The organism is Ottowia beijingensis (assembly GCF_042680925.1).
GTDB lineage: Bacteria > Pseudomonadota > Gammaproteobacteria > Burkholderiales > Burkholderiaceae_C > Ottowia > Ottowia beijingensis.
The window spans coordinates 218,068-235,665 of sequence record NZ_JBHUEP010000004.1 but is presented as its reverse complement, the minus strand read 5'-3'; the positions used below and the strand labels follow the sequence as shown (position 1 = coordinate 235,665).

Sequence of the window (17,598 nt, the reverse complement as noted above, 5' to 3'; positions counted from 1 at the left end):
TGCATATGGCCAACATCCTGGTGGTTGACGACGAACTCGGCATCCGGGATCTTCTTTCGGAGATCCTCAATGACGAGGGGCACACCGTCGAACTGGCAGAGAACGCTGCGCAGGCGCGCACGGCGCGCCAGGCCAATCGTCCCGATCTGGTCCTGCTCGACATCTGGATGCCCGACACCGATGGCGTGACCCTGCTGAAGGAATGGCGTGGCACGGGCCTGCTGACCATGCCGGTGATCATGATGAGTGGCCACGCCACCATCGACACGGCGGTCGAGGCCACGCGTATCGGCGCACAGTCGTTCCTTGAAAAGCCGATCACGCTGCAGAAACTGCTCAAGGCCGTCGACCAGGCCCTGTCACGCGACCTGCCCGCGCGCAAGACCACAGACGCCGCAGTCGAAATCAGCGTGGCCGCGATACCCGCCGCCGAACTCACGGTGGAGGCTGCCATGATGGGCGGCCAGACATTGCCCGCGGTTGTCGACCTCAGCCCGCATGGCCAGCAGACGTTCGATCTGGACAAGCCCCTGCGTGATGCGCGCGATGCGTTTGAAAAGGCGTACTTCGAATTCCACCTGGCGAAGGAAGGTGGATCGATGACCCGGGTGGCTGAAAAAACCGGGTTGGAGCGCACCCACCTGTACCGCAAGCTCAAGCAACTCGGTGTCGATCTGTCTCGCGGGCGCCGCGGCTCGACAGCGACGGCGTGAGATGCGGCGCAAACAGTGCTAGAATAAAAGGCTTCCGGCCCGGTAGCTCAGTTGGTAGAGCAGCGGATTGAAAATCCGCGTGTCGGTGGTTCGATTCCGCCCCAGGCCACCACTATTCAGCGCCCAACCGTTCTCGGTTGGGCGTTTCCATTTCCGGGGTCCGCAGACGACGCGGGGTTCCGGGCCATTCTGCGTGTGCCGCCAGTCGTCGGACAAGGGGCCATGACGCGATCGGTTCGCCTCTGTTCCGCCCTATCTTCTCTCGAAACCTGCGCCAACTTCTTCGTCGTGGCACACGCACGCGGCCTTGTGTGCCCGCAACTTGCGCGCGTGCCATTGCCATCGGTTGTCCAGCGAACTTGGAGCAGGAATCCATCACGCCAACGCGCCCGCCGCGCAGGGCATCGAGTACAACCCTGCGCGTTGCTGCGTGACCACGAGGGCAACGTAGGCGGCGTGCTGCGCCGCAGGTTCCGGCTTGCCCTTGTCCTTCGACTTGATCTTGAACAGATCGCTTGGTTTCGCGCTGTCCAAGCCTGCGCGCCGCATGATCCGTTCCGCCGTCGTGGCCTCGCCCTTGAACGACCACAGCGCCTCGAACACCTTGGCCTGACCGTCAGTGAACCGGATCGGTGTGCCGTTGCCGTCCGGCAGTGTCGCCCACTTGAAGTCCGCCGAGAACGGCCCGTTCACCGGCATGGCCGGATCGGCGACCATCGGTTGCGCGGACGGTGACGGTGTGCCGACGAGCGCGATCCCGCCGCCGTAGAACGTGAAGCGTTCCTCCAGCGCCAGCCATTCCACACCCGCGCCGAAAGGCGATCCGCGCGTCGTGCGTGGCCTCGGCGCAATCACCCGGATGTCGCCGCCCGCCACTCGCACTCGATCCAACAGCGCGGGTTCTTGCTGCACCCGCGCCAGATCGCGGGCGAGCAGCACGGGCGAGCGTCGAGCATCGCCGAGCCGCCACACGCCGTCGCCCAGATCATCGATGCCGTCCCGGCTTTCGATGTCGAGCGCGAGGCGCAGCTTCTGGCGTAACCATTCCTCGTCCAAGGCCACGGCCGCACCATCGTTCGCTTCGACGGCGACTGGCCCGCACTCCGGGCAACGGCACATACGTCCCCCGCGACCATCGCCCCAGACCTGCGCCCGATGCTGCTGACAATGAGGACAGAGGATGAACGACTGATCGACGACCGTCGGCTTGACGGCCTTGCCGAGGACCGACAGCGCAGCCAGCTCGCGGGACGGCAGCGTGGTTCGCAGCACGGGCGTGCCGCCCGCGAACAGGCGGCAGACCAAGGCCCAGGCATCGTGCGCCGGCATCGATCAGTCCTCGAACGCCGACGAGGAACTGATCGCGTCCGCTTCCGGCGGAAGCTCCTGCGCGCTCAGGGTCTGGCCCTTCTGCAAGATGCCCACCGAGACCAGATACCCTTCCAGCTGCGCCTGCATCTTGGCGTCGAACTTGTGCAGGTTCAGACGCCCCTTGCTAGTCACTTCGATGGTGACCACCTTGGCACGCGTGCGGCCCGGCTCGGGTGGATAGTAGAGATTGACCTGCGCCGCCGTCACCGCCCATTGGCCTTCCAGCGGGCCGGGCAGTTTCTCCTTCAGCAGCTCATGCACGGAGCGTTGCTGGCTGGACTGCATCGCGGTGCATTCGATCTTCAGCGCGGCGTCCGGGCTGAGGAGCGTGAGCGCCTTCAGTTGCACCATCGAGAAGCCGTCCTCGAACGCCTCCGGCACGTCGAAGCCGGTGCGTAGCATCGACAAATTCAGCGTCGGCGACTTGAGCCGGTGTGCGCTCGCCTTGACGCCCAGCACATGCTCGGCGAAGGCCTCGACCAGCATCTGCTGGTATTTCTGGCCGCCGCGCACCAGCGTGCGCACCACGCCGGTGGACTTGGCGTACTCCAGCACCATGTGGATATTGGGGTTGCCGACGCGGCGCTTGAGGGTCGAACCCTCGAACTCCAGCCGCAGCATGGCCATGTCCTTGACGTGGACGGTCAGCAGGAACACGCCGGGGCTACGCTCGACCAAGTGCGCCACGCTGCTGTCGCCGCACTGCATCTCGCGCTTGTAGAACGCCGATATGGCGTGGCGCAGTGCGGTCAGGTTCGTGTCCGAACCGTTCGGCTGGCGCTTCAGGCCCAGATCGTATTGCTGGGTCTGCGGCCCGTGGTGCTCCCAGAAGCTGAAGTCGTAGGCGCGCTCGAACAGCGAAGGATGGTTGACGTAAAGCCAGAACGAACGGTGGACGTCGCTGCGGCACAGGGTCAGGCCCGCCAGTGCGGCACCGTCCGCCACTCCGGCCTCGAACATCGCCTGCTTGCCCGCCGCGTCGCCCAGTTGGACGGCGGCCATGAGGTTGGCGATCATCTGGTCGCGGGCGGCGGTGTCGGGCCACACCTTGACCGCCTCGACCAAGAACTGGCTGGTCTCCGGCGTGTCGTCCCACGCGAACCCGTCCGGCACCGGCAGGCCATGCGAGGTCAGGAAGTCGCGCAGCGTGGCGTCCACCGGCAGCTCGAGCATCACGTCGACAAAGGTCTTCTTCATCTTGTTCGTCCTTTCTGGATCGGCGTCGGAGGTCTGCGACCGATGTACGGGCTGCACGGGCCAGCGACAGGGTTACTGAACACGTATCTCGCGTAAGTAAAGTAACGAGATACAAGCGCGATTCTGAACCGCAGATTTCCGCTTGTCAATCAATGGGGCACATCTAGACCTTTTATGTATCTCGCGGCTATACTGACAGCCTTGAATTCATTCACTGGCTGTTTAGCCACTACAGGAGCATCGCCATGGCTTCGGCGTTTGGAGCGCGCCTGCGGCGCTTGCGCGAGGCGAAGAAGTTGACCCTGCAACAGGTCGCCGACGCGGTCGGCTGCACCAAGGCCTACATCTGGGAACTGGAAATGAAGGAGGGGCAGCGCCCCACCGCCGAGCGGATTCAGAAGATCGCTCAGGTGCTCGGCGTGACGATGGAGGATGTGATGGGTACGCCCATGCAGCAGGCACCCGAAGCCAGTCCCGAGGACGTAGCTTTCTTCCGTGAGTACGCCGGGATGACGGACGAGGAAAAGGATCGCTACCGCCAGGCACTCAAGATCATGTTCCCCGACAAGGGCCACGGCGGGGACTAAGGATTGAGCGCAGCGCAGACCCTCACTGGCTCCATTGCCGCCAATACCGTCCAGAAGTGGTTGCGGGCGTGGTACAGCACGGGCATGCCCGACGCCATGGATTTGGAGATCGTCCGGCAGATGCTGCCGAGCACGCCCTACGGCACGGGCGTTCGGGAGATCAAAGCGCCGATGGTGCTCGACATCGACAGCTGCGAAGGCATGCTGGTGCGCAACCCGAAGGACACCGCCGAGTGGGGCATCTTCTACAACGGCAAGGCCAGCTCTGAACGCCGACGCTTCACCATCGCCCATGAGCTGGGCCACTTCATCCTCCATCGCGGCCAGCAGCAAAGCTTCAACTGCGACAAGGAAAGCGTCTACTCCGGCGTCGACACCATCCGCGCCATCGAGCGTGAAGCTGACGACTTCGCCAGCAACCTGCTGATGCCCGGCGATCTGCTGCGCGACTGGATTTCGAACCAGCGCATCGACCTGCACGTCCTCAGCGCCATCGCCAAGCGGTTTCAGGTTTCGTTCGAGGCGCTGTGTATTCGCTTCATCAAGTTCACTACGCAGCGCGCGATCCTCGTCTATTGGGACAACGGCTACGTGAAGTACGAATGGCGCAGCAGCAGCGCCGTCAAGACGCGGGCGCGCATCCGGCGCAACGCCGATCCACAGGAACCGCTGCCGGGTACGCTGGCAGCCGACGCCAGCGTCGAGCAGGAATGGGATGGCACGGAGATGTCCGCCGCGATCTGGTGTCCGGAGGAGGCGCAGCACATGAAGCTGCGCGAGTTCAAGCACAGCTACGGCGCGCGTGATCGCATCCTCACGCTCCTCCTGCTTGAGAGCGCCGAGCCGCGATCATGGGATCGGTCGTGGCAGGACGGCGACAACCTCGACGCACTCAATTGGCAACAGTCCGCCACCTAGCAATCGTTCTGGAGGGATTCCCATGCTCTTGTTTGCTACCGAGTTTTCCGTTAGCGCGGACCGAACCACGGCGGACTTCCTCAATGCGATGGTGACGTGGATATCCGGATCTCCGCACACCAGCTTGTCCGCTGAAAGGCTCCGGGAACTGCTGCAGAAGGATGAAGCTTTCCTCCAGGACGGCAACGAGAGAGTTCAGTCGCTCGTCAGCAGCTCGGCCGACGTCGATCTCGCGGGCATTCGTTACAGCAGACACGATGACGATCTGGAATGGCTGACCACCGTCGTGTTTTCAAGAACGGCGTCCGACGCCTGGGTAGGCGTCCGAGTCGAATGCGAATCTCAACACGCCGCGGCTCGTCTACCGCCGGCAAAGAAGCCAGTCGTGGTGAGGACTGTGCTGGAATCCCTCGGTGGAGCAGCAGATGGTCCTCTACCGATTCGCGATAGGGCACACGTCCTCGCCAATGCTGACATCGACCTCGCCGCTAAGCTGATTCGCGGCGATGCCGGCTGCCGACTGCCCATCGTCTACGTCAGTGCACAGTTTCAAGGCGGACACATCCTTGACGTCAATCGTCTGGCAGCGGACCTGTCTGGGATGGCGCATGTTGTCGTCGAGCCCAACAGACCGTTTTCGGTTCGTCTGCAACTCGAAGTGGATTCCGAGAATGTCTACGGCGGCACTATCGGCATCTACTGGCCTGAAGGTGGCGGACGTCGAGCCTTCTTCTTGGGGGGAGAGTACCCGACCCCTGGCCATCTGGCGGGCGCCATCAAAGATGAGATCCGAGCTGCATTACTGAATCGGCGTCCGATCACCCGATGTACTTGGGCGTACGTTCGTGAAACTGCGTCTCGACAAGCCATACAGTCGCTCAAGGCCTCCGGGTCCAAGGCGATCGACGATTACGTCAAGACGTTCGACCAAGAGATCGAAGCCAAGAACCAGCGCCTCGAAGATGCCGAAAGGGAGATTCAACGGCTGCACAACGAACTCAGGAAGTACGAGGCTCGGGCAGGATCTGCAAGTGGTGGTCTTCTTAGGCTTGGCCGGGAGCGAGATGTCTATGCGAACGAAGTTCTCGGCATACTCCTCGAGGTGATCGAAGATGCTGTCACCCGGGTTCCTCAGGACAGTCGTCGCCAACATGTGCTGACGTCGATCCTCGAAACGAACAAACTGGACGACAACCCCCTCGAAGGTCGTCGAGAGCAGCTGAAGAAACTGCTCCGGGGAATGAGCACCATCGACGGAAAAATGCGACGCGAGCTGGAGGACATGGGATTCTCCATCTCCGAAGACGGCAAGCACTTCAAGCTCGTCTTCCAGGGCGACGACCGATACACCTACACGTTGCCCAAGAGTGGTAGTGATTGGCGAGGTGGGCTGAATGCAGCCAGCGACATAGCCAGGCTGTTATTCTGACGATTCCAGACATCAGCTGCGTCCAACTCCCGTTCCACAGGTGTGGCTTCAATCAGCGCATCATTCGCGCGAGACCGCGCAAGTCCGCCAAAACACGTTACGCGAAGTGCCCTCGGTTTCTAGCATGAGCAGCGTTTTCCATCGGAACGCCTGCCATGTCCGAACTCGAACCCATCTCCATTTCCCCGCCGTCTGACCATCCCCGGCACCCGCAGCAGGAAATCGCCGACCTGCTGGCCGCAGCACTGCTGCGCCTGCGCGTGCGTCCGGCCAGCCACACCCTCGAAAACAGCGAGCGCGTTCGCCTTGGCTTCTCCGGCCAACAGCGCGTGAATGCGAACCCCGATCACCACTACGGAGTTCGCCCATGACGGCACACGCACCACCACCCGCCACCACGGTCGCCGCCCAGGTCGCCGGAATCCCCCATCTGTCGATGGGCGATCTCTGGGCACTGTGGGACGAGCATTTCGACGAGCGGCCCGGCCACCATCATCGCGGCTGGCTGGAGAGCCGACTGGCCTACCGGATTCAGGAGCGCGCCTTCGGCGGCTTGAAACCCTCGCTGCGCAAGAAGCTCGAGGACGTCGGCCAAACCGGCATCCTGCCCAAGCAACTGCGCGGCGACAGCCAGCGCCTGCTGCCCGGAACCATCCTCACGCGCATCTACGACGACGTCGAGCATCGCGTCCTGGTGCGCGGCTCGAACGACTTCGAATACCAAGGGCAACGCTTCAAGAGCCTGTCCGCGATTGCGGGCCACATCACCGGCAGCCACTGGTCTGGCCCGGTGTTCTTCGGCCTCAAATCGCCCGCCTCGAAGAAGGTGACGGCATGAGTTCGCCGCGCGCCAATCCGATGCCGACGGTCACGCCGAAGAAGCGTTGCGCCGTCTACACCCGCAAATCCACCGACGAAGGACTGGATCAGGAATACAACAGTCTCGAAGCGCAGCGCGACGCAGGCCTCGCCTTCATCGCCAGTCAGCGGCACGAAGGCTGGATCGCCGTCGGCGACGGCTACGACGACGGCGGCTACTCCGGCGGCAACATGGATCGTCCCGCCTTGCGCCGCCTGATGGTCGACATCGAGGCCGGGAAGATCGACACCGTGGTCGTCTACAAGATCGACCGCCTCACGCGCAGCCTGCCGGACTTTGCCAAGTTGGTCGAGGTGTTCGACCGCAACGGCGTGTCCTTCGTCTCGGTCACCCAGCAGTTCAACACCACGACCTCGATGGGGCGGCTGACGCTCAACATCCTGCTGTCCTTCGCGCAGTTCGAGCGCGAAGTGACCGGCGAGCGCATCCGCGACAAGATCGCCGCCAGCAAGGCCAAGGGCATGTGGATGGGTGGCATCCCGCCCTTGGGCTACGACGTGGTCGAGCGCAAGCTCGTCGTCAACGAACGCGAGGCGGCTCTGGTGCGCGACATCTTCCGGCGCTACGCCGAGCATGGATCGGCGGCGCGGCTGGTGCGCGAACTGGACATCGAAGGCCATACAACCAAGGCCTGGGTGACGCAGACCGGGCGCGAACGCTCGGGCCGCACCATCGACCAGCAGTACATCTTCTCGATGCTGCGCAACCGCATCTACCTGGGGGAAATCCGCAACCACGGCACCTGGTATCCCGCCCAGCACGAAGCGATCGTGCCACAGGGTTTGTGGGACGCGGCGCATGCCTTCATCGAACGGCGCAAGCAAGCGCCGCGCGAGCACGCCGCCAAGCATCCGGCGCTGCTGGCGGGCCTGCTGTTCGCGCCCGACGGGCAGCGCATGCTGCACTCCTTCGTCAAAAAGAAGAACGGGCGGCAGTACCGCTACTACGTTCCCTACCTGCACAAGCGGCGCAATGCGGGTGCGAGCCTGTCGCCCGGTGCGTCCGACGTGGGTCATCTGCCCGCCGCCGAAATTGAGAACGCGGTGCTGGCGCAAATCCACGCGGCACTGTCGGCTCCGCAGATGCTGATCGCGGTCTGGCGCGCCTGCCAGCAACATCCCGCAGGTAGCACGCTCGACGAAGCGCAGGTGGTGGTGGCGATGCAGCGCATCGGCGACGTGTGGGCGCAGCTGTTCCCCGCCGAGCAGCAACGCATCACGCGGCTGCTGATCGAGCGGGTGCAACTGCACGGGCACGGGCTGGACATCGTCTGGCGCGAGGACGGCTGGATCGGATTCGGTGCCGACATCGGCGCGCATCCGTTGGTCGAGGAATCCAGCGAACAGGCCGAGGCACTGGCATGAGCACCGAGACCAATCCGCGCAAGCGCACCGTCCGCATCGAGGTCGGAGCCGACGCCCGCAGCTACGTCAGCGACGGCCAGCGCGTCACGCTGGTACCGCTGACGATCAAGCGCCGCCAGAACCGCAAGCTGCTGATCCCGCCCGCGCCCGATGCCGCCACTGTGACGGGTGGCTTCGACGTGCCGATGATCAAGACGCTCGGCAAGGCGTTCTACTGGAAGCGGCTGATCGACGAAGGCGTCTATCCGACGACCGCCGACCTGGCGCGCGCGCTGAAACTGGAGCCAGGCTGGGCGGCCGAGGTGCTGCGCATGACCATGCTGGCACCGGACATCGTCGAGGCGATTTTCGAGGGCCGCCAGCCCCGGCATCTGAATCTGCACACGCTGCGTGGCCGCCAAGACCTGCTGCCTCGCGACTGGGGCGAGCAGCGTCGGCTGCTGGGCTTTCCTTCAGCTTGAGACTGGCGCTCAGCTGGCGCAACAACTACCTCTGCCACGCTCCTGGATTGGTGGGCACGGCACAGTGCCGTAGGAGCAATAGACGCAGCAGTCCCCGGGCTTGGGCTTGAGTATGGCGTGGCAGGCCTCGCACTCATAGAACCACTGGCAGGCATCGGTAGGCATGGTCTCGGTCTTGGTGTGACCGCACTCCGGACAAGTCAACGTCGATTCCAGAACGACGGCAGTCACTTCACGCTCCCGACCACCGTCGAGGGGTAGCCGGCATCCTGGGTCGCCCGCGTCAGCGCCTCTACATTCGCCCGCGCGTCGTCGAACGTCACGGTCGCCTGTCGTTTGTCGAGGTTCACGTCCGTCTTGGCCACGCCCGGCACCTTGCCGAGCGCCTTCTTGACCGTAATCGGGCAGGCGGCGCAGTTCATGCCCGGCACTGACAGGGTGACGGTCTTTGTCGCGGCGATGACTGGCACGCTCACGATCAGGGCGAGCGTCAGCATCGGAAAACCAAGCAATCTCTTCATAAAACCTCCGTTCAGTAAAACCAGGGCGCGACCAGCGGGAAGCCGAGCGCCACGATCACCAGGGCGACCACGATCCCGAACAGCAGCTCGTAGCCGCGCCGAACCGACGGCACCGCGCAGGCCTGTCCGGGTTCGCACGCCGGGGCTTTCGTCCAGAGGCGTCGCCCGGCGAGGAACAACGCGACGAGGGCCGCGCCGATGAAGATCGGGCGGTAGGGTTCGAGGGCCGTCAGGTTGCTGATCCATGCCCCTGAGAAGCCCAGCGTGATCAGCACCAATGGCCCGAGGCAGCAGGTCGATGCGAGGATGGCCGAGACGAATCCGGCCGCGAGCGCCGCACGGCCGCCTCCGGTACTGCCTTGCGCAGTTGGGGTGTCTGGTTTCATGGAGTAAGCTTACTTCCGTACTTAAGTACGGAGTCAAGACCATGAACAGCACGCCCGAGATCGAGGCGATGACGATCGGCGCGCTGGCGCGCGCGGCTGGCGTCAATGTCGAAACCATCCGCTTCTACCAGCGCAAGGGGCTGTTGCCCGAACCAGATCGGCCGCAGGGAAGTATCCGCCGTTACGGCGCCGACGAGCTTGGCCGCGTCCGCTTCATCAAGTCGGCACAGCGGCTGGGCTTCAGTCTCGACGAGGTGTCCGAACTGCTCAAGCTCGAGGACGGATCGCACTGCGCCGAGGCGCGTGCGCAGGCTCAGCGCAAACTCGTTGACGTTCGCGAACGACTGGCTGACCTGCAGCGCATCGAAGCGGCGCTGTCCGAGCTCGTGCAGCGCTGCAATGCCATTCGCGGCCGGGTGCGCTGCCCCTTGATCGCCGCCTTGCAGGCGGAGTGACGCACAGCCGTCCTTGACTGATCCTCGACCATGACGGCGGGCCTTGTGCCCGCCGTTTTCGTATCGGCGAGAACTTTGGCGAACCCGAAGTTCCCGCGTGGTTCGCCATTGCGTCCCTTAAAGGTTCGCCACCCGAAGTCTGGAATGACACCTGTTCCTCAACAACGCAACAGGAGCGTTCCATGCAGACAGCAGCAAGCACCATCCCCCGGTCGCCGCATCAGGCGATCAACAGCCTCTCGCCCGGCGACCGCCGGGTGCTCAACGAAAACGAGCTCGCGCAACGCTGGGGCGTCAGCCCCAAGACCCTGCAACGCTGGCGCAGCGAAGGTCGCGGCCCGCGCTACCTGAAGTTGTCCAAGCGCGTCGGCTATCCCGTGGACGCGGTCATCGAGTTCGAGCGCCAGGCGCTGCACGACTCGACGTCCGAGCGCGCGGCGGTCTGAGGAGCGATGCCATGAACGACATCACCCTCTTTCCCGCCGACATCGCCGCGATGTCCGTCAGCCAGTTGGCGGCGCTGCCCGCCGCGCAGAAGGCCGAGATCGACAAGAACCTCGACGAGGCCCTCGACTGGCTCAAGAAGGCGCGCACCAAGTTCGACGCGGCGCTCGATGCCGCCTACGGCGAGCAGGCCCGCACGGCACTGCGCGATTCGGGCCGCGACTTCGGCACCGTGCACCTCGACGACGGCCCGCTGCACATCAAGTTCGAGCTGCCCAAGAAGGTCAATTGGGATCAGAAGAAGCTCGGCGACATCGCCGCCCACATCGTCGCCGCCGGCGACAAGGTCGAGCACTTCATCGATGTGAAGCTGGCGGTTTCCGAATCGCGCTTCACCAACTGGCCGCCGACGCTCCAGCAGGAGTTCGCCGCTGCTCGCACGGTCGAGCCGGGCAAGCCGTCTTTCACCCTTTCCCTCGATTCGGAGCACTGATCATGAGCACCAACCTCATCGCTTCGCTGCGCAAGCAGCTGCCGTCCATCTACGGCGAACACCTTCCCGATGACATCCGCTATCGCGGTGCCGACGGCCACGACGTCGTCGTGGCGCTCGACGCGGCCACGGTGGACGAACTGGCCTTCGCCATCCAGACCGCCAACGCCGAAGCCCTGGCGCTCGGCCGCCGCCGCACCGCACTGGAGGAACTCCACACCGAGGCGCGCAAGCGCGCCGCGCGCGGGGCCGACCGCATCGTCGACGTCGCGTGGGAGGACTGATCATGAGCGCGATCATTCCCTTCCAGTTCGAGGCGCACGCCGTGCGCGTGCAGGTCGACGATGCTGGCCTGCCGTGGTTCAACGCCAGCGACGTCTGCGACGCATTGGAGATGGGCAACCCGTCTCAGGCGATCAAGTCGCACGTCGATGCCGATGACCTCCAGAAATTGGAGGTCATCGACAACCTCGGCCGCACGCAGCGCGCCAACCACGTCAACGAATCAGGCCTCTACGCCCTGATCCTCGGCAGCACGAAGGACGCCGCGAAACGCTTCAAGCGTTGGGTGACCAGTGAGGTGCTGCCCGCGATCCGCAAGACCGGCGCGTATTCCGCCCCCGGCGCGCTGGCTTCCTTGCCCGCGCCGACCCACGACCGCGTGAGCGCGATCCTGCTGATCGGAGAGGCGGTCGCCAAGGTGCCGGGCGTGAAGACCGGCATTGCGATGGCGGCGACGTTGACCTGCATTCAGGAGAACACTGGCCTCACCACAGAGGTGCTGCGCCGCGCCCTTCCAGCCAAGAGCGCTGCCGCCAACGAGCCGATCTGCTCGCTCAACGCCACCCAGCTCGGCAAGCTGCTCAACCGCTCGGCCAAGGCCACGAACCAGTTGCTGGCATCACACGGCTTCCAGTTCCGCAACGACCGCGACGAATGGGAACTGACCGAGGTCGGTGAAGCATGGGCCGAGGCCATGCCGTACTCGCGCAACGGCCACAGCGGCTACCAGATTCTCTGGAATCCCGCCGTCGCCGAGCAGTTGAAGGAGGTGGCGTGATGAGCCTCCCGATCATCTCCGCGCAGCAGCGCATGGCCGAGCGCAAGGGCGTCAAGCTCCTGATGCTCGGCAAGTCCGGCATCGGCAAGACCACCCGGCTCAAAGACCTCGACCCGGCGACCACGCTGTTCCTCGACATCGAGGCGGGCGACCTGGCCGTGGCCGACTGGCCCGGTGACACCATCCGTCCGGCCTCGTGGCCCGAGTCGCGCGACTTCTTCGTGTTCCTCGCCGGGCCGGACAAGGCCCTGCCGCCGGAGGCCGCGTTCTCGCAGGCGCACTACGACCACGTCGTCGAGAAGTTCGGCGATCCGGCGCAGCTCGACCGCTACCAGACCTTCTTCCTCGACTCGATCACGCAGCTCTCGCGCCAGTGCTTCGCGTGGTGCAAGACGCAACCGGGGGCGGTCAGCGACCGAACCGGCAAGCCCGACATGCGCGGCGCTTACGGCCTGCTCGGTCAGGAGATGGTCAGCGCCTTGACCCACCTGCAACACGCGCGCGGCAAGAACGTGGTGTTCGTCGCCATCCTCGACGAACGGCTCGACGACTACAACCGCAAGGTGTTCGTGCCGCAGATCGAGGGCAGCAAGACCAGCCTCGAACTGCCCGGCATCGTCGACGAGGTCGTGACGCTGGCCGAGATCAAGGCCGAGGACGGCAGCGCCTACCGCGCCTTCGTCACCCACACCGTCAATCCCTACGGCTACCCGGCAAAAGACCGCAGCGGTCGTCTCGAACTGCTCGAACCGCCGGACCTGAGCGCGCTGATCGCCAAGTGCGCGGGCGCAGCCATGTCCGCCAGTTCCGCAGCCCATTCCGCCATTCCCGCACCCCACGAATCTCAGGAGTAATCGCCATGACCAGCAACTGGAACGACTTCAACGACGCCGAACAGCAACAGGGCTTCGACCTCATCCCCAAGGGCACGCTGGTGCCGGTGCGCATGACCATCAAGCCCGGTGGTCACGACGATCCGGCACAAGGCTGGGGCGGCGGCTACGCCACCGAATCCTTCGAGACCGGCGCGATCTATCTCGCCGCCGAGTTCGTCGTCACTGGCGGTGAGCATGCCAAACGCAAGATGTGGTCGAACATCGGCCTGCACTCGAAGAAGGGCCCGACCTGGGGCCAGATGGGGCGCAGCTTCATCCGCGCCGTCCTCAACAGCGCGCGCAACGTCCATCCGCAGGACAACAGCCCGCAAGCCGCCGCCGCGCGCCGCATCCAGGGCTTCCACGAACTGGACGGCATCGAGTTCCTCGCCCGCGTGGACGTCGAGAAGGACACCAAGGGTCTGGATCGCAACGTCGTCAAGCTCGCGGTCGAACCCGACCACCCCGAGTACGCCAAGCTCATGGGCGTGCCGCCCAAGGCCAAGACCGGCGGCGGCACCTCGGGCGCTCCGGCGCAAGCCACGCCTCCCCATGCAGCTACCACGCCCGCGCCTCAGCGCGCGCCGGTGACCGGCAAGCCCGCTTGGGCGCAGTGAGGGGGGTGGATGAAATGCTGGGTCTGCAAACGACAGGCGCGCGGCTACGGCCACACCGATGGCCGGTTCAAGACCGCCGATCCGCGCCGCTACGTGATCGACTGGGTGTTCTGCTCGCGCCGCTGCCAGGACGCCTTTCACATGCTCTACGGCAACTGGACGCGCGCGAAGGAAGGCCGCGTCGGCATCGGGGAGGTCTCCATGATCGATCCCTCTGATGTCGAACTGGCCGCGATGCGCAAATGCCTCAAGGCCTTCGGCGAGGCGGCGGACGAGATCGGCTTCGGCAAGCCCCTGGGCGACTACGCGGAAGCCGAGGCGATGCGCGTCATCGACGCCATCGTCACCTGCTACACGGAAGCGATGGTCGAGCACCACGAGGCAACCAAGTTCCCGCCCGTGCGCGGCATGGTTCCGACGCGCGACCCGATGGCCAATCCCTTGGCCGATCTGGAGGACGACCTTCCCTGGGAAGAGCCGAAAGGGAGGAAGCCATGATGGATTTCAATTCCTCGTCCAGCCTGTCCGGCCAGATCACGGCACTGGTCGATCTCGGCATGCAACGCGTCCGCGCGCAGCAGCCCGCGCGCGACTACCTCGGCGCGTCGCGTCTGGGCGCGGCGTGCGAGCGCGCCTTGCAGTTCGAGTACGCCAAGGCTCCGGTCGATCATGGGCGCGACACCGAAGGCCGGATGCTGCGCATCTTCGAGCGTGGCCACGTCATGGAGGACTGCATGGTGGCGTGGCTGCGCGACGCGGGCTTCGACCTGCGCACGCGCAAGCCCGACGGTGGGCAGTTCGGCTTCTCCGACGCGCACGGTCGGCTGCGCGGACACGTCGATGGCGTGATCGTCGGCGGGCCGGAGGGCTTCCGCTACCCCGCGCTGTGGGAGAACAAAGCCTTAAGCGCGAAGTCGTGGCGCGAGCTGGAGGCGAAAGGCCTCGCGGTCGCCAAGCCGGTGTACGCGGCGCAGGTCGCGCTGTATCAGGCGCACCTGCAACTGCATGAACACCCGGCGCTGTTCACCGCGATCAACGCCGACTCGATGGAGATCTACGTCGAGTTGGTGCCCTTCGACGCCGCGCTCGCACAGCGCATGACCGACCGCGCGGTCAAGGTCATCACCGCGACCGAGGCCGGCGAACTGCTGCCCCGCGGTTTCAACGATCCCACCCATTTCGAATGCCGCATGTGCGCGTGGCAAGACCGCTGCTGGAGGACGCCGACATGAACAACACACCCTTGAATCAGGTGCTCGGCGAGCAACTGATCGACGTGCGCCAGGCCGCGCTGATGTTCAACCTGCCGTCGTACTGGCTCTCCCAAGCCAAGGAACGCAAGGCACGCCGCATCCCGCACTACCGCGTCGGCAAGCTCGTTCGCTTCAAGCCCAATGAACTGGAAGCGTGGATCGTCGCGCAGCAGCTGCCCGGCGAGGAGGCTGCGGATGCTTGATTTCAACGACACGCAGACGCCCGTTCCTCGTGATCTCGATGCCGAACGCGAAGCCATCCGCGCCGAACTGCGCGCGCGTCTGGAGTCGGTGCTGGCCGCGCTGTTCCCGGCAGGCAAGAAGCGCGGTGGCAAGTTCCTCGTCGGCGACGTCCTCGGTAGTCCGGGCGACAGCCTGGAGATCGTGCTCACCGGCGACAAGGCGGGCTTGTGGACGGATCGCGCCACGGGCGACGGCGGCGACATCTTCACGCTGATCGCCACGCACCTCGGCATCGACGCCCACGCCAATTTCCCGCGCGTGCTCGATGCCGCGACCGAACTGCTCGGGCGCGCTCCGGCAGCACCGGCACGCAAGAGCAAGAAGGACGCGCCCGTCGACGACCTCGGCCCGGCCACCGCGAAGTGGGACTACCTCGATGCCTCCGGCAAGCTGATCGCGGTCGTCTACCGCTACGACCCGCCCGGCCGCAAGAAGGAGTTCCGCCCGTGGGACGCGCGCCGCCGCAAGATGGCTCCGCCCGATCCGCGCCCGCTCTACAACCAGCCGGGCATGACCAGCGCCACGCAGGTGGTCTTGGTCGAAGGCGAGAAATGCGCGCAGGCGCTGATCGAGGCGGGTGTCGTTGCGACGACGGCGATGCACGGGGCGAACGCCCCGGTCGAGAAAACCGACTGGTCGCCACTGGCGGGCAAGGCCGTGCTGGTCTGGCCCGACCGCGACAAACCGGGCTGGGAGTACGCGACGCAAGCGGCTCAGGCCATCCTGTCGGCGGGCGCGAAGACCTGCCACATCTTGTACCCGCCCGAGGAAGCGGCGGACGGCTGGGACGCGGCAGACGCCGTGATGGAGGGCTTCGACGTCGCGGCCTTCCTCACCCACGGCCCGCGTCTCCAGATGCACGACGTCGCCGACGACGCCGAGCCGGTGGTCAGCAGCGACGAATCGGTGTGGGGCACGGAGGATGCGCTGGCGTTGGCCTTCACGCGGCGCTACCACCGCGACTGGCGCTACGTCGCCGCGTGGGGCCGCTGGCTGGTGTGGGACGGGCACCGCTGGCGCACCGAGGACACGCTGGCGGCCACCGACCTGATCCGCAGCGTCTGCCGTCATGCCGCCGTCCACGCCGACAACCCCAAGATCGCCGCCAAGCTGGCGAGCTCGGGCACGGTCGGCGGCGTCGAACGGCTGGCGCGCGCGGATCGCAGACACGCGGCAACTACCGCCGAATGGGATGCCGATCCGTGGATGCTCAACACGCCCGGCGGCGTGGTTGATCTCAAGACCGGCAGGCAGCGTCCGCACGACCGCGCCGACCGGATGACCAAGATCACTACGGCCACGCCGGGTGGCGACTGCCCAATCTGGCGGCAGTTCCTGGTGGAGATCACCGGCGGCGACGCCGAGCTGCAAGCCTACATGCAACGGATGGCGGGCTACACGCTCACCGGCTCGACGCAGGAGCACGCGCTGTTCTTCCTGTACGGCACGGGCGCGAACGGCAAGTCGGTGTTCGTCAACACGCTGGCCACGATCCTCGGCGACTACGCGACCAACGCGCCGATGGACACCTTCATGGAGACACGCACCGACCGGCATCCGACCGACATGGCGGGCCTGCGCGGCGCGCGCTTCGTGTCCGCCATCGAGACGGAACAAGGGCGGCGCTGGGCGGAATCGAAGGTCAAGAACCTCACCGGCGGCGACAAGATCTCCGCGCGCTTCATGCGGCAGGACTTCTTCGAGTTCTTCCCGCAGTTCAAGCTGGTCGTGGCGGGCAACCACAAGCCCGCCATCCGCAACATCGACGAAGCGATGAAGCGGCGGCTGCATCTGATCCCGTTCACGATCACCGTCCCGCCTGAGCGCCGCGACAAGCATCTCCAGCAGAAGCTCTTGGCCGAGCGCGACGGCATCTTGGCGTGGGCGGTTCAGGGCTGTCTCGACTGGCAGCGTCTGGGTCGGCTCGATCCGCCACAGCAGGTGCTCGAAGCGACCGAGGAGTATTTCGAGGCCGAGGACGCGCTGGGCCGCTGGCTCGACGAACGCTGCGTGCGCGAAGCCAACGCGAAGTCGCTGACCGCCGAGCTGTTCAACGACTGGAAGCAGTGGGCCGATTCCGCTGGCGAGTTCATCGGCTCGCAGAAGCGGTTCTCCGATCTGCTCATCACCCGTGGCGTCGAGAAGTGGCGCAACACAGCGGGCCTGCGCGGCTTCCGTGGCGTGGGCCTCAAACATCCGCCCACGGCCGCTTACACCCCTTACGCCGACAACTGACCGCCATGCCGACACACCCGACTGACGGATTTGACGGACTACGTCGTAACTCCTACGCGCGCGTGCGCGCACACGCACCTCACGGGGAGTTTCGAT

24 protein-coding genes and 1 tRNA gene are annotated in these 17,598 nt (G+C 65.2%); 20 read left to right on the top strand and 5 right to left on the bottom strand.

The annotated features are described in order from the left end of the window. The first annotated feature begins 5 nt into the window (after positions 1-5). Complete coding sequence (locus tag ACFSCU_RS03310) at positions 6-713, top strand: response regulator (protein WP_333708038.1); 708 nt, start codon at positions 6-8, stop codon at positions 711-713. Positions 714-749: 36 nt separating this feature from the next. Continuing rightward, positions 750-825: transfer RNA gene (locus ACFSCU_RS03305), tRNA-Phe, on the top strand. A 263-nt stretch (positions 826-1,088) separates the two neighbouring features. Here the strand turns inward: ACFSCU_RS03305 and ACFSCU_RS03300 are convergent. Both ACFSCU_RS03300 and ACFSCU_RS03295 read right to left on the bottom strand, forming a co-directional pair. Further along, on the bottom strand, positions 1,089-2,042 hold the full coding sequence (locus tag ACFSCU_RS03300) for a hypothetical protein (RefSeq protein ID WP_377559889.1): 954 nt from the start codon (positions 2,040-2,042) through the stop codon (positions 1,089-1,091). A 3-nt stretch (positions 2,043-2,045) separates the two neighbouring features. Continuing rightward, entirely contained in the window at positions 2,046-3,281 is a 1,236-nt protein-coding gene (locus ACFSCU_RS03295; protein WP_180550102.1) for a hypothetical protein, read from the bottom strand. A 245-nt stretch (positions 3,282-3,526) separates the two neighbouring features. On the opposite strand from ACFSCU_RS03295, the gene ACFSCU_RS03290 reads away from it, so the two are divergent. The 7 genes from ACFSCU_RS03290 to ACFSCU_RS03260 all read left to right on the top strand — a co-directional run bounded on the left by ACFSCU_RS03290 (position 3,527) and on the right by ACFSCU_RS03260 (position 8,920). Then, a complete protein-coding gene (locus tag ACFSCU_RS03290; RefSeq protein ID WP_180550100.1) occupies positions 3,527-3,868 on the top strand; it encodes a helix-turn-helix domain-containing protein in 342 nt (113 codons plus the stop codon). Positions 3,869-3,952: 84 nt separating this feature from the next. Then, on the top strand, positions 3,953-4,786 hold the full coding sequence (locus ACFSCU_RS03285; protein ID WP_180551730.1) for an ImmA/IrrE family metallo-endopeptidase: 834 nt from the start codon (positions 3,953-3,955) through the stop codon (positions 4,784-4,786). A gap of 22 nt (positions 4,787-4,808) precedes the next feature. Then, entirely contained in the window at positions 4,809-6,215 is a 1,407-nt protein-coding gene (locus ACFSCU_RS03280; protein ID WP_377559888.1) for a hypothetical protein, read from the top strand. Positions 6,216-6,370: 155 nt separating this feature from the next. Beyond that, positions 6,371-6,586, top strand: a complete 216-nt coding sequence (locus ACFSCU_RS03275) for a hypothetical protein (protein ID WP_180550096.1) — start codon at positions 6,371-6,373, stop codon at positions 6,584-6,586. Then, on the top strand, positions 6,583-7,053 hold the full coding sequence (locus tag ACFSCU_RS03270; protein WP_377559887.1) for a DUF2924 domain-containing protein: 471 nt from the start codon (positions 6,583-6,585) through the stop codon (positions 7,051-7,053). Before ACFSCU_RS03275 ends, ACFSCU_RS03270 begins: the two co-directional genes overlap by 4 nt. Beyond that, complete coding sequence (locus ACFSCU_RS03265; protein ID WP_377559886.1) at positions 7,050-8,459, top strand: recombinase family protein; 1,410 nt, start codon at positions 7,050-7,052, stop codon at positions 8,457-8,459. The genes ACFSCU_RS03270 and ACFSCU_RS03265 overlap by 4 nt, the downstream gene beginning before the upstream one ends. Then, positions 8,456-8,920 carry a hypothetical protein gene (locus ACFSCU_RS03260; RefSeq protein ID WP_180550094.1) on the top strand — a complete coding sequence of 155 codons (465 nt, stop codon included), beginning with the start codon at positions 8,456-8,458 and terminating at the stop codon, positions 8,918-8,920. The genes ACFSCU_RS03265 and ACFSCU_RS03260 overlap by 4 nt, the downstream gene beginning before the upstream one ends. 9 nt (positions 8,921-8,929) lie before the next feature. Here the strand turns inward: ACFSCU_RS03260 and ACFSCU_RS03255 are convergent, their stop codons facing one another. From ACFSCU_RS03255 to merT, 3 genes are read right to left on the bottom strand one after another with little or no spacing between them, the layout of a single operon-like run. Beyond that, positions 8,930-9,151: a GDCCVxC domain-containing (seleno)protein gene (locus ACFSCU_RS03255; protein ID WP_082371571.1), complete on the bottom strand. Its 222-nt coding sequence runs from the start codon at positions 9,149-9,151 to the stop codon at positions 8,930-8,932. Next, complete coding sequence (gene merP / locus ACFSCU_RS03250; RefSeq protein WP_053822775.1) at positions 9,148-9,441, bottom strand: mercury resistance system periplasmic binding protein MerP; 294 nt, start codon at positions 9,439-9,441, stop codon at positions 9,148-9,150. Before merP ends, ACFSCU_RS03255 begins: the two co-directional genes overlap by 4 nt. Before the next feature lie 11 nt (positions 9,442-9,452). After that, positions 9,453-9,827: a mercuric ion transporter MerT gene (gene merT, locus ACFSCU_RS03245; protein WP_377559885.1), complete on the bottom strand. Its 375-nt coding sequence runs from the start codon at positions 9,825-9,827 to the stop codon at positions 9,453-9,455. A gap of 41 nt (positions 9,828-9,868) precedes the next feature. Here merT and merR point away from each other — a divergent pair, with 41 nt between their 5' ends. The 11 genes from merR to ACFSCU_RS03190 all read left to right on the top strand — a co-directional run bounded on the left by merR (position 9,869) and on the right by ACFSCU_RS03190 (position 17,502). Beyond that, entirely contained in the window at positions 9,869-10,282 is a 414-nt protein-coding gene (merR, locus tag ACFSCU_RS03240) for an Hg(II)-responsive transcriptional regulator (protein WP_053822773.1), read from the top strand. Positions 10,283-10,464: 182 nt separating this feature from the next. Beyond that, the gene (locus tag ACFSCU_RS03235) at positions 10,465-10,728 is read left to right on the top strand and encodes a helix-turn-helix transcriptional regulator (RefSeq protein ID WP_377559882.1); all 264 of its coding nucleotides are present in this window, start codon (positions 10,465-10,467) and stop codon (positions 10,726-10,728) included. A gap of 11 nt (positions 10,729-10,739) precedes the next feature. Next, positions 10,740-11,219, top strand: a complete 480-nt coding sequence (locus ACFSCU_RS03230; protein WP_180550091.1) for a hypothetical protein — start codon at positions 10,740-10,742, stop codon at positions 11,217-11,219. A gap of 2 nt (positions 11,220-11,221) precedes the next feature. Further along, the gene (locus tag ACFSCU_RS03225; protein ID WP_180550089.1) at positions 11,222-11,503 is read left to right on the top strand and encodes a hypothetical protein; all 282 of its coding nucleotides are present in this window, start codon (positions 11,222-11,224) and stop codon (positions 11,501-11,503) included. Positions 11,504-11,505: 2 nt separating this feature from the next. Next, on the top strand, positions 11,506-12,279 hold the full coding sequence (locus ACFSCU_RS03220; RefSeq protein ID WP_180550087.1) for a BRO-N domain-containing protein: 774 nt from the start codon (positions 11,506-11,508) through the stop codon (positions 12,277-12,279). Then, on the top strand, positions 12,279-13,133 hold the full coding sequence (locus ACFSCU_RS03215) for an ATP-binding protein (protein WP_377559881.1): 855 nt from the start codon (positions 12,279-12,281) through the stop codon (positions 13,131-13,133). Before ACFSCU_RS03220 ends, ACFSCU_RS03215 begins: the two co-directional genes overlap by 1 nt. Before the next feature lie 5 nt (positions 13,134-13,138). Further along, the gene (locus tag ACFSCU_RS03210) at positions 13,139-13,771 is read left to right on the top strand and encodes a hypothetical protein (protein ID WP_180550086.1); all 633 of its coding nucleotides are present in this window, start codon (positions 13,139-13,141) and stop codon (positions 13,769-13,771) included. A gap of 9 nt (positions 13,772-13,780) precedes the next feature. Further along, positions 13,781-14,269 carry a DUF6511 domain-containing protein gene (locus ACFSCU_RS03205; RefSeq protein ID WP_042427210.1) on the top strand — a complete coding sequence of 163 codons (489 nt, stop codon included), beginning with the start codon at positions 13,781-13,783 and terminating at the stop codon, positions 14,267-14,269. Further along, entirely contained in the window at positions 14,266-15,003 is a 738-nt protein-coding gene (locus tag ACFSCU_RS03200) for a PD-(D/E)XK nuclease family protein (RefSeq protein WP_180550084.1), read from the top strand. The genes ACFSCU_RS03205 and ACFSCU_RS03200 overlap by 4 nt, the downstream gene beginning before the upstream one ends. Further along, positions 15,000-15,227: a helix-turn-helix domain-containing protein gene (locus tag ACFSCU_RS03195; protein WP_145864790.1), complete on the top strand. Its 228-nt coding sequence runs from the start codon at positions 15,000-15,002 to the stop codon at positions 15,225-15,227. Before ACFSCU_RS03200 ends, ACFSCU_RS03195 begins: the two co-directional genes overlap by 4 nt. Continuing rightward, complete coding sequence (locus tag ACFSCU_RS03190; protein WP_377559880.1) at positions 15,220-17,502, top strand: phage/plasmid primase, P4 family; 2,283 nt, start codon at positions 15,220-15,222, stop codon at positions 17,500-17,502. Before ACFSCU_RS03195 ends, ACFSCU_RS03190 begins: the two co-directional genes overlap by 8 nt. Positions 17,503-17,598 lie beyond the last annotated feature (96 nt).

Bases quoted from the DNA above. Each gene is read 5' to 3' on its own strand.
- ACFSCU_RS03295 (WP_180550102.1), bottom strand. From the start codon at position 3,281: ATGAAGAAGACCTTTGTCGACGTGATGCTCGAGCTGCCGGTGGACGCC.
- ACFSCU_RS03230 (WP_180550091.1), top strand. From the start codon at position 10,740: ATGAACGACATCACCCTCTTTCCCGCCGACATCGCCGCGATGTCCGTC.
- ACFSCU_RS03205 (WP_042427210.1), top strand. From the start codon at position 13,781: ATGAAATGCTGGGTCTGCAAACGACAGGCGCGCGGCTACGGCCACACC.
- merR (WP_053822773.1), top strand. From the start codon at position 9,869: ATGAACAGCACGCCCGAGATCGAGGCGATGACGATCGGCGCGCTGGCG.
- ACFSCU_RS03265 (WP_377559886.1), top strand. From the start codon at position 7,050: ATGAGTTCGCCGCGCGCCAATCCGATGCCGACGGTCACGCCGAAGAAG.
- ACFSCU_RS03225 (WP_180550089.1), top strand. From the start codon at position 11,222: ATGAGCACCAACCTCATCGCTTCGCTGCGCAAGCAGCTGCCGTCCATC.
- merP (WP_053822775.1), bottom strand. From the start codon at position 9,441: ATGAAGAGATTGCTTGGTTTTCCGATGCTGACGCTCGCCCTGATCGTG.
- ACFSCU_RS03285 (WP_180551730.1), top strand. From the start codon at position 3,953: ATGCCCGACGCCATGGATTTGGAGATCGTCCGGCAGATGCTGCCGAGC.
- ACFSCU_RS03270 (WP_377559887.1), top strand. From the start codon at position 6,583: ATGACGGCACACGCACCACCACCCGCCACCACGGTCGCCGCCCAGGTC.
- ACFSCU_RS03290 (WP_180550100.1), top strand. From the start codon at position 3,527: ATGGCTTCGGCGTTTGGAGCGCGCCTGCGGCGCTTGCGCGAGGCGAAG.
- ACFSCU_RS03190 (WP_377559880.1), top strand. From the start codon at position 15,220: ATGCTTGATTTCAACGACACGCAGACGCCCGTTCCTCGTGATCTCGAT.
- ACFSCU_RS03215 (WP_377559881.1), top strand. From the start codon at position 12,279: ATGAGCCTCCCGATCATCTCCGCGCAGCAGCGCATGGCCGAGCGCAAG.
- ACFSCU_RS03275 (WP_180550096.1), top strand. From the start codon at position 6,371: ATGTCCGAACTCGAACCCATCTCCATTTCCCCGCCGTCTGACCATCCC.
- ACFSCU_RS03280 (WP_377559888.1), top strand. From the start codon at position 4,809: ATGCTCTTGTTTGCTACCGAGTTTTCCGTTAGCGCGGACCGAACCACG.
- ACFSCU_RS03310 (WP_333708038.1), top strand. From the start codon at position 6: ATGGCCAACATCCTGGTGGTTGACGACGAACTCGGCATCCGGGATCTT.
- ACFSCU_RS03210 (WP_180550086.1), top strand. From the start codon at position 13,139: ATGACCAGCAACTGGAACGACTTCAACGACGCCGAACAGCAACAGGGC.
- ACFSCU_RS03195 (WP_145864790.1), top strand. From the start codon at position 15,000: ATGAACAACACACCCTTGAATCAGGTGCTCGGCGAGCAACTGATCGAC.
- ACFSCU_RS03220 (WP_180550087.1), top strand. From the start codon at position 11,506: ATGAGCGCGATCATTCCCTTCCAGTTCGAGGCGCACGCCGTGCGCGTG.
- ACFSCU_RS03235 (WP_377559882.1), top strand. From the start codon at position 10,465: ATGCAGACAGCAGCAAGCACCATCCCCCGGTCGCCGCATCAGGCGATC.
- ACFSCU_RS03300 (WP_377559889.1), bottom strand. From the start codon at position 2,042: ATGCCGGCGCACGATGCCTGGGCCTTGGTCTGCCGCCTGTTCGCGGGC.
- ACFSCU_RS03260 (WP_180550094.1), top strand. From the start codon at position 8,456: ATGAGCACCGAGACCAATCCGCGCAAGCGCACCGTCCGCATCGAGGTC.
- ACFSCU_RS03200 (WP_180550084.1), top strand. From the start codon at position 14,266: ATGATGGATTTCAATTCCTCGTCCAGCCTGTCCGGCCAGATCACGGCA.
- merT (WP_377559885.1), bottom strand. From the start codon at position 9,827: ATGAAACCAGACACCCCAACTGCGCAAGGCAGTACCGGAGGCGGCCGT.